Origin of the sequence: Paenibacillus kobensis NBRC 15729 (genome assembly GCF_004000825.1) — a bacterium.
Lineage (GTDB): Bacteria > Bacillota > Bacilli > Paenibacillales > Paenibacillaceae > Paenibacillus_T > Paenibacillus_T kobensis.
In genome coordinates, this window is the sequence record NZ_BILZ01000004.1 from 25,610 (window position 1) to 39,473 (window position 13,864).

Below are 13,864 nucleotides of genomic sequence, written 5' to 3' on the forward strand. Positions count from 1 at the left end.
GTGTGTAATCTCGCACAGTTAAGAGTAAAAAAATACACGCTCATTAACTGTTCATCTTTAGTCACAGTATATGCGATACAAAAAGGTGCTGTCAACAGCACCTTCCTAGGTATAATTTCCTCATTTTAACAAATAGCTCGACCAACATATTCCTCAACCGTATGCTTGGACAGAACGGCCAGCATGCATTCGTCTAGTTCGGTGACCAGATCGTTAAAAACGGTCTTCATCTGCATGCCGAACGGGTGAGTGCCTGTCGCTTCCCCCATCGTTCTGCACATCTCGCCGCCGATATGAAGCGCCGTATAAATGTCAGCCAGCGTAATACAGCCGGCAGCACGTGTCAGCCGATATCCGCCGTCCCGGCCTTCCCGCGTCTCGATCAGTCCAGCTCGCGCCAGCTGCGCCATTATCTTGCGCATAAGCGTCGCTTCCGACTGCAATTGCTCTGCCAGGAAGCAGCTCGGACAGTTTTGTTGATTATTCGCGAGGACGACCATCGCTTGCACCGCAAGCCCGAAAGTACGGAAGCTTGGCGAGCAGCTGTTACGGACCATATTCATCTTGCCGTCCCCTCCCCCATGACGTTCTTAACTAAAAACACTATAGCGCATTAGCATTATTTTGACTAGTACAATACGTAACCATGACTAACCAATCAATAGTAAACGGTAGTCCAATAGGCCGATCTGCTTCGCATATCGTCCCCAGTGAGGACTTCAAAATAGTCAATCTATTTTCCAACTGCATCCAGTCAAGCATAAAACCTAAACAAACCGCCATAAAGTTATAGTACGCCTCCCTAATTCGACGACCGGCGGCGCCAGAAGGAGGAACCACCATGACGACAGAACCTACGTCGAAGTCCTTGAAGGATACGGATGATCAAGCGGATATACCGGCCAGCCGTTTGGAGTTTACACTCCCTTCCGCTTGGTGGAGCCGCCCGAAGCCTCACGCTTGGGCCGGCTTATTCGTACACTCCGGCGGAGTGATGCTTGATACGGCAGCCGGATTGCCGAATACATTCCGGTTCATCACACAGCCTGTGTCAGCAGACAGTATCGCGGCAGCTAATACGCGCATCGTTTCCCTTCAATCCGTCGTTGAACGGCTGGACGTCGGCCAAGAGGAAGAAACTGAAGGCGATCCCGCGAATGGTGCGGCCTATTCAAGCAGCTTGGACAGCTTGCGTTTCATCCAAGCGGATATTGCCGCGCTGCCTTATGAAGAAGGCAAATTCGACATCGTATTCGGGCTTTCCGTCCTGGACCGGCTTGCAACGGAGGAAGCACAAGCCGCGCTTGACGAATTTCGGCGTGTCCTACGAGCAGGGGGATTGCTTGTTCTCACCTTCGATGACAGCTTCGCGGATTTTCCGTCATTTGCGCGCATTGTGCGGTCATGCGGCTATTCATTCGCCGGCGAATTCGATTCCTATGTGTCGCACGAAACACGAACAAACAGTGCAAGAGGCCGGCTATACGCCTTTCGTGCCGAAGAAACCAACTGAGCGAATAACAAGAACAAGACCGTTCCCATTGAATGAAGAAGGGAACGGTCTTTGTCTTTGCTTCTAAGTTAACATGCCGGTTAAGGACAGCTTCCTGGCTTTTTCTTCTTCGGAAGGTTGCCGCTCTCACCATGAAGCTCAGCGCCGAATTGTTCGACTTGAGAAGGAGAAGCGGCAGGTCCGTCATTTCTAGGTTTGCTGTTTCGCCCTGTCATGTCATCACCTCCGTTGGCCTTAGGATGAGCCATCGTTGAAGAACCCATGCATGCCAGGCTGTACCTCCTATTGGATATGCTTCGTCACGATCGCTTCGACATGCTCCAAATGCGCGCGCATCGCCAGAGCAGCGGCCTCCGAATCGCCTAAGGCTATCGCTTCGCAAATGGCGTTGTGCTCGCGATACAACTGCTCGGCTACGGCACGGCTGGCATACATCTCGGCTCTCCGGACGTCTTTTATCGCATTCTCGGTCTGCAGCATTATCGTTTCGAACAGCAGCACCATGATCGAATTGCGCGTCGCTTGCACAAGCGCTTGGTGGAAAGCCAGATCGAGCCGCTCCCCTTCTTCATCGTCACCGGCTGCCATTTCCATACGCGACACAATATCTCTCAGCTTAGCAACGTCTTCTTCGCTCCGCTTGCGGGCTGCCATTGCCGCATTCGACGTCTCGAGCGACTGTCTCGCTTCCAATAACTCCAGAAGGGTTGAGCTCTGCAGTCGAATCGTATCCGCTGGAGCGGCTTCACTAAGCGGCTGGTCGCTTACGACACGGCACCCGCCTCCTTGGCGGATCTCGATCATCCCGATCGCCTTCAGAGCGCTAAGCGCCTCCCGCATCGTCGATCGGCCAACGCCGAATTGCTCCGCCATCTCCTTCGTCGAAGGAAGCTTGTCTCCTATCTTCAGCTTGCCGCTCGTGATGAACTGAACAAGCTGATCTTTGATTTCTTCATAATGGTTTCGTTTCTCAAGCCTCGTTATTTCCATCCGGTTCAACTACTCCTCCATCACGGTGCGCTTACTTCGTTAACCTACAATTAGCGCATAGACGACGCCCGGTCCGTGGACGCCGATCGTCAAATCGTTCTCAATGTCAGCCGAACGGCTCGGACCCGATATAAAATGAATGCCTGCAGGCAATTCCTCGCGTCCGATCGCATCGAATTGTTGAAGCGGTTCGCCTAGCCGCGTCCTCATCCGCTCTGCCGGTATGACCGCGAACAACACCGTTGGCAGCAAACTTACCGAGCGGCCTTTGTTCTTCGACGATAATACCGTAATCGACCCTGTGTACGCAACGGCGTAGTCCGCCAGGACGACACCGAAATCCGCTTCTGCCGCACGCGCTTTCCATTCTTCGTCAACGCTCGAATTCCATACCGCCACGTTCGCGTTCTCTAACGCGTCCTCGAGGTTCAATTCATCCAGTTCAGGCTGTCCTTGACGAACAACATATTTCGCACTCCATTCGACCGCTTTGTCCGAAATAAACCGCCTGACTTCGTCCATGTCGGACAGCCTTTCCACGTAGCCTCCTGCCGCACGGAAGTTCGCTCCGAACCGTTCAATGCGCTCTTCCGCCGTCCACTCGAACGTCCGCCAAAAATCCGGCGCTCCGCGAAACGGATGTACCGGAGGCTGCTCAGTCCGCGGCCGGCCAAGCTTCGCCGAGATACCGTCAATGAATGACTTCTGCTTCGCTTGCGATTGCAGCTCCATCTGTTGCAACCATTCTTTATGCGTGTCCGCCATGTCCATGTCCGCCTCCTTGCTGTCGTTGTTTCACTATCGCTTCCATCCTGGCTTGAACGGCTGGATCAAGCGGCTTGCCTTTCATCTGCGCATCCCGATCCACTTCCTTCCACCGGTCTCGGAACGTATGTTTCGGCAAACTCGGCGCAACGCGATAGGTGTTCCAGCCTTTGAGGGGTCCGAGCCTCAGCCGTATGCCCCCTTCGCGGACAACAAGCTTCTGGCCGAACTGGCCGATCTTCAATGCGGAACGCATTCTTCTCGCATCGCCCATAACAGCCGAGAATCCTTTCATTCCGGCCGACTCCAGCTTGCTGCCGTTTCCGCTCTCTACTTTGCGCCGGCGCAAGTAGACCAGCATGTCGTGCAGCGGGATTTTGACCGGACAAGCTTCATAGCAGGCGCCGCACAAGCTCGATGCGTTCGCGATATCGTCCCATTCCGCCACATTGCTGTTCAAAGCTGGCGTGAGCACGGCTCCGATCGGACCGCTGTACGTTCCTCCGTAAGCATGGCCGCCGATATGACGGTATACCGGGCAAGCGTTCAAGCAAGCGCCGCAGCGGATGCAGTTGAGCAGCTCTTGGAATTCCGGATCGCCGAGCTGATTAGACCGTCCGTTATCGACAATGATGATATGCATTTCGTCGGGACCGTCGGCATCGTCGCTGCGTCTCGGTCCGGTAATGGCCGACATGTAAACCGTCAGCTTCTGGCCGGTGGCCGAGCGCGGCAGCAGAGTCGCCATAACCTCCAAATCCTCGAAGGAAGGTATAATCCGTTCCATGCCCATTAGCGTAATTTGCGTCTTCGGCACGGTCGTCACCATCCGGGCGTTGCCTTCGTTCTCGAACAACACCATCGATCCCGTCTCCGCGATCGCGAAATTGCAGCCCGTCATGCCGATATCCGCTTCGAGAAACTTCTCGCGCAGCTTCTTGCGGACGAAGCCGGCCAAAATTTGCGTATCCGGCGCCAGTGTCTCTCCGGCCTCAGCCGAGAGCAAATCCGCAATCTGGTACCGGTTTTTGTGAATGGCGGGAATAATAATATGCGATGGAGTCTCGCCGGCAAGTTGAATAATATATTCGCCGAGGTCGGTTTCGATGGCTTCGACGCCGATCGAATCAAGCGCCCGGTTCAAGTGCAGTTCCTCGGTCACCATCGACTTCGATTTGACGACGGATTTCGCTTGCTTGCGCTGTGCGATTTCAAGGGCGATGCGAACCGCTTCCACATCGGTCTGTGCAAAATGGATATGTACGCCATTCGCGCGTGCATTATCTGCGAATAAATTCAAATAATAATCAAGATGAGCAATCGTATGCAGCCGGATTTGCCGCCCGCGTTCGCGCCAATCGTCCCAGTTGCCGTGCTCTTCGGACGCACTCTTCTTGCCGGACCGCAGCCTCTCCGTCGTAAACTTAACCGCCTTGCGAAGAAACTCATCGTTCAGCGCAAGTTCTGCCCTCTGTTTCACCGTAGACTGTTTCGACCCTGCCGCCGTACTGCTCATGCCCGCTCCACTCCTTCATACAACAGTTCTGCTAGGTGCATGACACGCACTGGCTTGTTCCGGTACCTCAAGTTGCCGGCAATATTCATCAGACATGCCATATCGAGCCCGACGAGCACTTCCGCTTCCGATTCAAGCACATGATCGGCTTTCTCCGTCACCATCGCCCCCGAAATATTGGCCATCTTCACGGCAAACGTCCCTCCGAAACCGCAGCAATCCTCGGCGAATGGCAGCGGAACAAGCTCCATGTCTTTCACTTGCTGCATAAGTGCCAGAGGCTCGTCCTTGACGCCAAGCAGCCGGCTGCCGTGGCAGGAGGGATGGTAGGTCACTTTATGCGGAAACGTTGCACCAACATCGGTGACACCGAGAACATGAACGAGAAACTGCGTAAACTCGTAGCTTTTAGCCTGCAGTTGTTCGGCTTTGACCCGCATGACCGGGTCATGCTCGAACAGTTTCGGATAATGATGAATCATTCCGGTACACGAGCCGGAAGGCGAAATGACGAAATCGCTTTCATCAAACGCCTCAATTATAGTCGCTGCCGTCTTGCGGGCATCGTCCCAATAGCCGCTATTGTATGCAGGCTGGCCGCAGCATGTCTGTACAGGCGGGAAATCGAGCCGAACTCCGTACCTGGCAAGCAGCCGTACCATCGACTCACCGACATTCGGGTAGAACGCGTCGCTTAGACAAGTAATAAATAATGACACTTTCATGCGCACACCTCGTTAGCTGCCGCTAAGGCTAATATAAGGCTAATATAAGGCTAATATAAGGCTAATATATTGATATGATATTATATTATCAGGTTGTCAGACAAGTGGAATGTGTGATGGGAGATGTGTGATGGGGGATTCTCCCCCTTCGCCCCCTAACTTTTAAACACCCAAGCCCTAAAGGGCTCTTTCCACCCACCCAAACCCTCCCTGCAAGGGAGGGCCCCATAGGGCTCGCGCCCTCTGGACTCCCCTAAGCGGAATCTATGGCGTCTGTACTTCCACCCGCTTTCCACCCCTCCGGGGTCCGCTCTCTACCTTCGTATCTTGTAACTCTCCCACGTCCGCTGCCTATTCGCCGCCCCTCACAACAGTTAGAGTAATCCTCGCTTTCGTCCCTCCAGAACACGCTCTACTACTGCACTCCCCACTTTTGCAGGGGATTCTCCCCTGTGTAAATGGATGCGCCTAATGACATATCACGAATCAAGCAACTTTGTTAGCACCTTATTTATCGTGCAAGCAACGCGACAGTTTCAACTTAACTTCCCAATGATATCCTCGTATATTTCTCTAGCCGTTTCATCAATCTCACAAAGTTTTTCATTTGTAGTCGGAGCCTTTATTATCCTTAATAAATCCGGTGCTATCTCAAGTTTAACCTCTGTAGGTAAAGCAGGTATAAGAAATTGAATGCATGCGTACTGCCAACAATCATCGCCGCTCTGCAAAACCATTTTAATATGTGGAATAATATCCTCTGGCTTCAGGCTGGCTAGGACAGGGCACAACTCCTGTGCAACCGGCCAATTGATGTCTTGAATCCATTCGAACAGTTGACTCATTATTGGTTGAAGGTTATATCTAGCCGGATCAATAGACTTTAATTTATTTATTGCTTCGTAGTCAAACTTGTTCTTCGGAATAAATTCCTTAATGGGAAACAAATAAACCATATCCTATCCTGCCCTTCCAACAGCCGCTCTCGAAGCTGCTTTCATTACGATCGTTCTATTGAAATTTACGCACGTCAACTACGATCCTTGTAAGCTTATAATATCGGACTTCGATGCTTTCGCCGATCTGCAGATCTGCTAACGCTTCCGTAAATCTTAGATTCATACGGAACGTTTGCAGCCGCTCGCTGCCATCTTGACGTATATGCAATCGGTATCCGTTGACAATATCCTTCTTCTCGTTCAACACACCACAGATAACCTGATTGCCTTTAATAAGATCAATTATACTGGTCACAATAAGCAACAATACAACAGGCACCGGCACAAAAGAAAAGATTATTAACCATAGAGGACGATCTAAACTTATATTCATGATCCCTGTCGTAAGCGAAATGAGCATCAGTACACTAGAGCTAATCAAAATCCACCAAAATGACGCAGGCACTTTATGAGTCATATAACCTCCATAAATTCCCGGGAAATGTGACCGACCGTATCGCAGTTCGGTGACACAACCACGGCTTTAATATGTGCTGCAATTCGTATATTCTACCATTTTCTGATTAATTCCTCTTCTCTTGATAAAACAGTCCCGCCGCCCGAAGCCTCCGAACATGCGTGATTTTTATGAATTGGTGATACGATTTTTCGATAAAATGATAACCAACGTTTGATATTGATCAAAAAAAATTCCGCCGATGGCGGAATCATGATCTTCTTATTAGTTCAATGGAAGCTCTATGCTCCAAGGTCCGTCGATCGTTTCTACACCTTCACCGGTATGTACGACATTCCAGTTGGAAAATACAAGCTTCAGCCGCTTCGTGCCGAGAGAAGTCGGATTAAACGTAACCTTAGCTGTAATGATGCCGTCGATCTGATCGCTTTGCTCGACGCTAAGCGCTCTCTCGGCATCCTCTTTGTTATCGTCGCGAATAAGCGAGACGTTGAACCCTAACGGCGCCATCTGCTTCGTATGAATATCGAACTGGATGGCCGTCTCATGATCCGTAAATTCAATGTGTTTCATGACGATGGTGCTCTTCTCTTCGATCTGGCTGTTCGGAAGGGTAATCTCTCCGCTGCCGTCGACCGCTCGGACCAGCATCGGTTCCTCTGGATCTTTCACGAAGAACGTCGTTCCTCCGCTGCTCGTCCGGACAAGTCCGAGATCGACATCGCCAATCTCAACCCGGTATTGCCCCGACTTGCCCCGCTGCTTCCACTCCGCTGTCGTATTCAACGATTTGCCGGGCTCAAGCGATAAATTCGCCAGCGCTGGAACCGCGATCTCATCCAGGCTGCCTGTATCGCTCATCGCCGGTCCGACCCGCAGCTTCGGCTCATTGCCGATATGAAGCTCCTTCTCCCATTCATTCGTCAGCTTAATCCGGAAAACGATCGTCTCTCCCGTCTTATAATCCGAATATTCGGGCTCGATATAGAACGACACATAACGCGGCGCTGGTCCTCCATGCCGGGACAATGCTTGTGCATCGTCGGCTTCCGGCAGAACAATCGACGGTTCAGACGAAACCGCATCCTCACCGGACGCGGTTTGGCTGCTGCTCAATGGGACACCTGACTCTGCGTTTCCGGTATTCTTCACCGAATGAAGCCGGATTCCGCATCCGGCGGCAGCAACCATTAAGACAAAGGATAACAACATGAGCGACAGTATGCTTCTCATCTCTATCTCCCCCTACCTAACCCATACACTTATTTCCTATCGTTCAATCTCGACGTTTCGTTCATCTAGATTGTTTCTTGGCCGGCGCTCTTCAACTTGACCATCCCTTTCCGATTCATACTGGGATTCAAACATATCCAATAACGTCCGGCTCGTCCTGTCGCTTAGCTTCACGTATTTGGCTTTGCCCTCGATCACGATTTCGAGATTGCGTCGAGGCGTCACCCATACGTCATAGGTAAGCGGCTCATCGGCACGAATCGTTTCGATTTTATAATCGGGCTGCCGGTCCATATCGACATGAGCCTTCATCCAATCCGCCTGCTTCAGTACACGCAGCGCGTGCTCCACCTGACGCGGCCTATCAATCGTCCGGTAAATGTTATAACGCTCGCTGTCCCGCTTCAACAACTGCAGCTCAACGCCGCCCTCCGGTTCTTCATTCACATAGCGTACGACGCTGGTACGATGCTCAGTAAGACGGACTTTACCGTTCGTCTGCTTCACCGTTTCGTGCCTGCTGAATATCGCAATGAAGCAAAAGCTTACGACGAGTACGACTCCTAACCACTTTCTCGCCATCGCAATCTCCCCTTGTTCTTCCTCATCTTTACAGCATCACACTTATCATGACGAAATAGCCGCATGGTTTGTTGCTTTCAGCAACATTTTTTTAGGGCAGATCCATCATTTCCCTTCCAAGATTAGTCACTAGCAAAATATAACCCCTGCACTCGAGGTGAGGCCTAATGTATCGGAGCAGTAGATCGTCCGCATTATGGATCTTCCTGTCCGTTTCAACCTTTGAATCCCATTAGAAATAAGGGACCGCCCGCTTCCGCGAACAATCCCCTATCGTCGGCCTACCTTATAATCCTTCGGCGTCACGCCTACTTCTTTCTTGAACAGCTTATTGAAATAGACGGGATCATGGTAGCCGACCAACTGTGAGATTTCATAGTTTTTGAGCGCAGGATTGTCCGTGAGCAATTCCTTCGCCCGTTCGATGCGCAGCCCGATGACATACTCCGTCATCGTCTTGTTCATCTTCTGGCGGAACAACCGGCTGATGTAGCTGGCGCTCATACCGGCCGTCTGCGCCAGCTTATCCAAGTCGAGCGGCTGGTCGTACGTCTTGTCCAGCGTGCTTCGAATATGCTCGACCATGTAATGGTCACCGTCCTCCGGTTGAACCGTGGTCGATTCCAGTGACGGCGAAGCCCCCTCTGCGGGTCGTGTTGCCGCCTCTGTCCGCTCAGCCGATCGCTCTTCGATGAGTTGGCTAATGATATTGTGCAGATGGTTCTTATCAACCGGCTTCAACAAATAATCGCGAACGCCGAACCGGAGTGCCATTCGCGCATATTCGAATTCGCTAAATCCGCTGAGCACGATGATTGCCATGTTCGGCAGCTTCGCCCTCGCGCGTTCGATGAGCTGCAAGCCGTCCATGAACGGCATTTTGATATCGGTAATCAGAAGGTCCAGCTCGCCTTCTGTCATTCCTTCGATCCGCGACCAAGCATCGGCGCCGCTGCCATATGAACCGACGATCTGGACGGGCAGTCCGAGCTTCATCATCATTTTGTGCATCCCTCGCCGAATCATCTCTTCGTCATCTACAAGAATCACATTCATCGCCGTACTGCCCCCTCGTCGTCTTATTTGACCGCGCCGTTCGTTACACCGTTAAAAATATACCGCTGCATAAACAAGTACAGAATGCACGTCGGAATCATAATGAGCAGGACGGCGGCTGATACCATCTGCCAATTGCCGCTGTTAATGCCGAAGAACCGCATGAGCGATGTCGATACGACAACATTCTCCGTCTTGGTCAAATATAAGTAAGGCGTGAACATATCGTTATAGACGGCGATCGTCTTCAAAATTATGATTGTCGCCGTAGCGGGTCCGAGCAGCGGGAAGATGATCGCATAAAAGATGCGGAACAACGAAGCCCCCTCGATCATCGCGCTTTCGTCAATCTCATACGGGATATTGCGAATGAACTGCAAGTAAATATAAATTTGCAAAATATCGGCGCCAACGTACAACAGCACCGGTCCCATCAGATGGTTCGTTAACCCGATCGTCTGAACCGTCTTAAAGTTGACGACCTGCGTTGTAATTTGCGGGATGATCGTTGCGAATAAGAACAATCCGACGAGCAGTCCCCGGAACGGAAATTGAAACCGCCCGACCGCATAGCAGAACGCCGAGCCAAGCACGATATTGAACAGCAGCGTCGTCGCGATGATGATGATCGTATTCTGGAACGCATGGCTCATATCGGCCTGCTTGAACGCCTCGGCGAAATTGCTGAGGTTGAAGAAGCTGTCCGGCAGCTCCATCGCTTTCTTGCTCAGGAACTCGTCCTTCGTCTTGAACGCATTGGCGATCATTATATAAGGCGGGAACAGAATCGCCAGAACGGCGAGAACCAGCGAGCCGTATTTGACTGACGCCCACAATGGCGTATCTTTCGTCATCGCTAATCATTCCCCCTGTTCAGGAAGTACCGCTGCACCGACAAGACGGCGACGACCGCCAATAACAATACGACGCTCATCGCAGAGGCGAGGCCATAATTGTTGAACTGGAAAGCGGTCGAAATAATTTTCATCACGAACGTCTCGCTAGCGCCAGCCGGTCCGCCCGTCGTCAGCACGAACGGCAGATCGAACACCTCGAGCGCTCCTGTAACAGTTAAGAATAAGTTCAATTCGATAATCTTATAAATGTTAGGCAGCGTAATGAACCGGAACTTCTGCCATCCGTTCGCGCCGTCAATCGACGAAGCTTCATACAGATCTTCCGGAATGGACTGCAGCGCGGCCAAATAAATGACCATATTGAAGCCCATGAACCGCCAGAATCCGATCGAAGCCAGTGTATAGTTAACGAGCGATTTCATCCCTAGCCAGCTTGTATCGTTAGGCAGCCCGATCCCCCCAAGCACCGTATTGAGCGAGCCGTTCGTCGTATCGAACACATAACCGAACAAGTACGCGACCGCCACTCCATTCAAGATGTAAGGAAGGAACAATAGCAGCCGGAACAAATTGCGGCCTCTCAGCTTGCCTTTCAGAATAACAGCGAAATAGATCGCGAATAAATTCTGAACGATGCCGACGAAGAAGTAAGCCAGATTGTGGCGGAACACGCCGAAGATGTCCGGGTTGTTGAACACCTCGGCATAATTGTCCCACCCGACCCATTCCTTCTCCTGGCTCATGCCGTCCCAGTTCGTAAAGCTCAGATGAATGAGCTGCAGCGCCGGATAATAAGCGAAAGTGAGCAGCAGCAGCAGCGGAATAAGCGTGAATGAGACGATAATAATCGTCCGCTGCTTCGAGATGGACATTCGGTTCAGCACAAGGATTTCCTTCCTCTCTACAGCTTTTCGCTTCGCGTCAATTGCAAGGAAGGGCGGCCGCAGCCAGCTGCTGCCTCGACCGCCCCTTGTTATTCGCTTGCCTGACTATTTGCTGCCTGTGACCGATTTCTTCGCCGAAGCCCACATTTTGTTATACTTATCGAGCACTTTCGCCGGATCGTCCGCAAGGACGTATTCTTGCACGAATGCTTCTTGGTCGATTTGCGCTTTATTGTTGATTTCCGTTGCCGTATCGTTGGACGGACCCGCTTCGATAAACTTCGGATTGTAGGAGTTGAATTCGGACAGCTGCGCGAGCTGCGGCTTCTTGCTCTTCAGCGTTGGGATGAAGCCGGCGAAATCGTCGAAGCCGGACTCTTCGATCATCCATTGCACGAACGCTTTCGCAGCCGGCACGTTGCCGTTCTTGTTCACGCCATAGAAGAAGTCCGGATTGAGCGGTGCTTTCAGCTCGCCGGAATTATCGGTTGGGAATGGGAAGAAGCCTACATCATTCGCTGCCGCTCCGTTCTCGATCACCTGGTTGATGACCCAGTTGCCAAGCAGATACATCGCGAATTTGCCCTGCGCCACGTCTTTCTTCGATTGCTCCCAGTTCGTTGAATTAATGTCTTTCTCCAGAAATCCCTGTTTGTTCATCTCGCGCAAAATGTTCCAAGACTGCGCATATACACTGTCCATACCGTAAGGAGCATCCGAGTCGGCACGCTTATTCTGATGCGTCGAATCGTTGCCGATGATTGTCGGGACGTCATACAGCCACGCGTCGAGCGGCCATTTGTCCTTAAAGTTCGAAGCTAGCGGCACAATGCCTTTATCCTTCAACTTCTGCGATGCGGCATAAAATTCGTCGAGCGTCTTCGGCACTTCCGTAATGCCGGCCGCAGCGAACGCCTTCTTGTTGTAGACGATGCCGACCGTGCTGCTGCCGGAGCTGACGCCGTACATTTTGCCTTCGAACGCCTTCAAATCTTTAAAGTACAGATCATCGGAGAAGTGGATGTCGTCCAGCGGCGCAAAATATTTCGGAAAATCGCTGTTCGGAATGCCGCCCGCGAGCAGCACCACGTCTGGATAGGAGCCTGATGCGATCCGTACCTTTAAGTTTTTCTCATAATCGGTTATCGCCTCGAATTCCAAATCGACATCCGGATACTTCTCTTCAAACCGCTTCTTATAATCGTTGTATTGCTTGCCGATCATATCCGTCCGATTCGTCAGGAAGACGATCTTCCCTTTAATATCGCCGTTAGCCGACGTCGTGCCGGTTGTTTCTTCTTTTTCCTTGCTGCTGCATGCTGCAAGAACAACCGTTAGCAAAAGCATAGCCGAAAGCAATAACGATACTTTTCTTTTCATCGAATCATTTGCCCCCTTGATATGGTTGATAACGCTTTCAACATTGATTATACTGGCTTGTTCCAACACAAAAAATGGTCTGTATTGTCATTTCTAGTCTTGTATTTACCTTTCCCTCTTTTGTTAGATTCCGCTTGCCAAACCAATAACAAGAAGTTAACCTATCAGTGAATCTTGTTATCTAACAAAAATAAACATACGACAACACCTATCGATTGTCGTGAAGCGCGAAGGAGATATCGGCATGAATCAGTGGGACAAGGACACCTTTATCGCAGGCATGACATGGGGATGGACTGGCGTCCGGGGAACGTGGTCGAATGAAACCGCGGACCGGTCAATGGCATTAATGAAGGAGTGAATGGGCATCCATTGGACCGCGCTGTCTTTTGCCGCCGTTCAAGCCCATGCACAGTCGACAACGATCCCGTTCCGGGATGAGCCGACCGTCACAGAGGAAGAAGTCCGTCATGCAATTGCCGAAGCGAAGCGGCACGGTCTGCATGTTTGTCTGAAGCCGGTTGTCAATTGTGCGAACAGCACGTGGCGCGCTCATATTAACTTCTTCGATCATGATGTGCCATGCGAGCCCAAATGGTCGGAATGGTTCGCTTCTTATACCGAATATATCGTTCATTACGCACGTGTCGCAGAAGAAACGGGCTGCGAGATGCTGTGCATCGGCTGCGAGATGGCGCAAACTGACCGCCGCGAGCAAGAATGGCGCGAACTGATTGCGGCCGTCCGCCGCGTCTACTCCGGCATCGTAACCTACAACTGCGATAAATATCAGGAAGACCGCGTAGGCTGGTGGGATGCCATCGACGTCATCAGCTCCAGCGGCTATTATCCAGTCGGAGAATGGAACAATCAACTGGACCGGATCGAAGGCGTCGTACGCCGGTTCGGGAAGCCGTTCTTCTTCATGGAAGCCGGCTGTCCCTTAC

15 protein-coding genes and 1 pseudogene are annotated in these 13,864 nt (G+C 51.5%); 2 read left to right on the forward strand and 14 right to left on the reverse strand.

The genetic code is table 11. The annotated features are described in order from the left end of the window. Window positions 1-125: 125 nt before the first annotated feature. Window positions 126-563: an Rrf2 family transcriptional regulator gene (locus PKO01S_RS04370; protein WP_127530090.1), complete on the reverse strand. Its 438-nt coding sequence runs from the start codon at window positions 561-563 to the stop codon at window positions 126-128. A gap of 278 nt (window positions 564-841) precedes the next feature. On the opposite strand from PKO01S_RS04370, the gene PKO01S_RS04375 reads away from it, so the two are divergent. Beyond that, window positions 842-1,513, forward strand: a complete 672-nt coding sequence (locus PKO01S_RS04375) for a class I SAM-dependent methyltransferase (protein ID WP_127530091.1) — start codon at window positions 842-844, stop codon at window positions 1,511-1,513. Window positions 1,514-1,593: 80 nt separating this feature from the next. On the opposite strand, the gene PKO01S_RS29585 is transcribed toward PKO01S_RS04375, so the two are convergent. The 13 genes from PKO01S_RS29585 to PKO01S_RS04435 all read right to left on the reverse strand — a co-directional run bounded on the left by PKO01S_RS29585 (window position 1,594) and on the right by PKO01S_RS04435 (window position 12,917). Continuing rightward, the gene (locus PKO01S_RS29585; RefSeq protein ID WP_281278829.1) at window positions 1,594-1,728 is read right to left on the reverse strand and encodes a hypothetical protein; all 135 of its coding nucleotides are present in this window, start codon (window positions 1,726-1,728) and stop codon (window positions 1,594-1,596) included. 67 nt (window positions 1,729-1,795) lie between these two features. After that, on the reverse strand, window positions 1,796-2,503 hold the full coding sequence (locus PKO01S_RS04380; protein ID WP_127530092.1) for a FadR/GntR family transcriptional regulator: 708 nt from the start codon (window positions 2,501-2,503) through the stop codon (window positions 1,796-1,798). 39 nt (window positions 2,504-2,542) lie between these two features. Next, window positions 2,543-3,268 (reverse strand): LutC/YkgG family protein, encoded by a 726-nt coding sequence (locus PKO01S_RS04385; RefSeq protein WP_127530196.1) that lies wholly within the window; start codon window positions 3,266-3,268, stop codon window positions 2,543-2,545. Continuing rightward, on the reverse strand, window positions 3,252-4,784 hold the full coding sequence (locus tag PKO01S_RS04390) for a LutB/LldF family L-lactate oxidation iron-sulfur protein (RefSeq protein ID WP_127530093.1): 1,533 nt from the start codon (window positions 4,782-4,784) through the stop codon (window positions 3,252-3,254). Before PKO01S_RS04390 ends, PKO01S_RS04385 begins: the two co-directional genes overlap by 17 nt. Next, window positions 4,781-5,509 (reverse strand): (Fe-S)-binding protein, encoded by a 729-nt coding sequence (locus tag PKO01S_RS04395; RefSeq protein WP_127530094.1) that lies wholly within the window; start codon window positions 5,507-5,509, stop codon window positions 4,781-4,783. Before PKO01S_RS04395 ends, PKO01S_RS04390 begins: the two co-directional genes overlap by 4 nt. 536 nt (window positions 5,510-6,045) lie before the next feature. Continuing rightward, window positions 6,046-6,465, reverse strand: a complete 420-nt coding sequence (locus PKO01S_RS04400) for a DUF5071 domain-containing protein (protein ID WP_127530095.1) — start codon at window positions 6,463-6,465, stop codon at window positions 6,046-6,048. 55 nt (window positions 6,466-6,520) lie between these two features. Beyond that, the gene (locus PKO01S_RS04405; RefSeq protein WP_127530096.1) at window positions 6,521-6,925 is read right to left on the reverse strand and encodes a hypothetical protein; all 405 of its coding nucleotides are present in this window, start codon (window positions 6,923-6,925) and stop codon (window positions 6,521-6,523) included. Window positions 6,926-7,189: 264 nt separating this feature from the next. Further along, entirely contained in the window at window positions 7,190-8,158 is a 969-nt protein-coding gene (locus PKO01S_RS04410) for a hypothetical protein (protein ID WP_127530097.1), read from the reverse strand. Window positions 8,159-8,194: 36 nt separating this feature from the next. Continuing rightward, complete coding sequence (locus PKO01S_RS04415) at window positions 8,195-8,740, reverse strand: hypothetical protein (protein WP_127530098.1); 546 nt, start codon at window positions 8,738-8,740, stop codon at window positions 8,195-8,197. A 270-nt stretch (window positions 8,741-9,010) separates the two neighbouring features. Continuing rightward, entirely contained in the window at window positions 9,011-9,796 is a 786-nt protein-coding gene (locus PKO01S_RS04420) for a response regulator transcription factor (RefSeq protein WP_127530099.1), read from the reverse strand. A 23-nt stretch (window positions 9,797-9,819) separates the two neighbouring features. After that, the gene (locus tag PKO01S_RS04425) at window positions 9,820-10,650 is read right to left on the reverse strand and encodes a carbohydrate ABC transporter permease (protein ID WP_127530100.1); all 831 of its coding nucleotides are present in this window, start codon (window positions 10,648-10,650) and stop codon (window positions 9,820-9,822) included. Between the two features lie 2 nt (window positions 10,651-10,652). Next, a complete protein-coding gene (locus PKO01S_RS04430; protein ID WP_407669627.1) occupies window positions 10,653-11,534 on the reverse strand; it encodes a carbohydrate ABC transporter permease in 882 nt (293 codons plus the stop codon). A 108-nt stretch (window positions 11,535-11,642) separates the two neighbouring features. Then, a complete protein-coding gene (locus PKO01S_RS04435) occupies window positions 11,643-12,917 on the reverse strand; it encodes an ABC transporter substrate-binding protein (protein ID WP_127530101.1) in 1,275 nt (424 codons plus the stop codon). Between the two features lie 244 nt (window positions 12,918-13,161). Here PKO01S_RS04435 and PKO01S_RS04440 point away from each other — a divergent pair. Continuing rightward, window positions 13,162-13,860 (forward strand): annotated as a pseudogene (locus PKO01S_RS04440) (glycoside hydrolase family 113); the annotation flags it as partial. Window positions 13,861-13,864 lie beyond the last annotated feature (4 nt).

Bases quoted from the DNA above. Each gene is read 5' to 3' on its own strand.
- PKO01S_RS04370 (WP_127530090.1), bottom strand. From the start codon at position 563: ATGAATATGGTCCGTAACAGCTGCTCGCCAAGCTTCCGTACTTTCGGG.
- PKO01S_RS04375 (WP_127530091.1), top strand. From the start codon at position 842: ATGACGACAGAACCTACGTCGAAGTCCTTGAAGGATACGGATGATCAA.
- PKO01S_RS29585 (WP_281278829.1), bottom strand. From the start codon at position 1,728: ATGACAGGGCGAAACAGCAAACCTAGAAATGACGGACCTGCCGCTTCT.
- PKO01S_RS04380 (WP_127530092.1), bottom strand. From the start codon at position 2,503: ATGGAAATAACGAGGCTTGAGAAACGAAACCATTATGAAGAAATCAAA.
- PKO01S_RS04385 (WP_127530196.1), bottom strand. From the start codon at position 3,268: ATGGCGGACACGCATAAAGAATGGTTGCAACAGATGGAGCTGCAATCG.
- PKO01S_RS04390 (WP_127530093.1), bottom strand. From the start codon at position 4,784: ATGAGCAGTACGGCGGCAGGGTCGAAACAGTCTACGGTGAAACAGAGG.
- PKO01S_RS04395 (WP_127530094.1), bottom strand. From the start codon at position 5,509: ATGAAAGTGTCATTATTTATTACTTGTCTAAGCGACGCGTTCTACCCG.
- PKO01S_RS04400 (WP_127530095.1), bottom strand. From the start codon at position 6,465: ATGGTTTATTTGTTTCCCATTAAGGAATTTATTCCGAAGAACAAGTTT.
- PKO01S_RS04405 (WP_127530096.1), bottom strand. From the start codon at position 6,925: ATGACTCATAAAGTGCCTGCGTCATTTTGGTGGATTTTGATTAGCTCT.
- PKO01S_RS04410 (WP_127530097.1), bottom strand. From the start codon at position 8,158: ATGAGAAGCATACTGTCGCTCATGTTGTTATCCTTTGTCTTAATGGTT.
- PKO01S_RS04415 (WP_127530098.1), bottom strand. From the start codon at position 8,740: ATGGCGAGAAAGTGGTTAGGAGTCGTACTCGTCGTAAGCTTTTGCTTC.
- PKO01S_RS04420 (WP_127530099.1), bottom strand. From the start codon at position 9,796: ATGAATGTGATTCTTGTAGATGACGAAGAGATGATTCGGCGAGGGATG.
- PKO01S_RS04425 (WP_127530100.1), bottom strand. From the start codon at position 10,650: ATGACGAAAGATACGCCATTGTGGGCGTCAGTCAAATACGGCTCGCTG.
- PKO01S_RS04435 (WP_127530101.1), bottom strand. From the start codon at position 12,917: ATGAAAAGAAAAGTATCGTTATTGCTTTCGGCTATGCTTTTGCTAACG.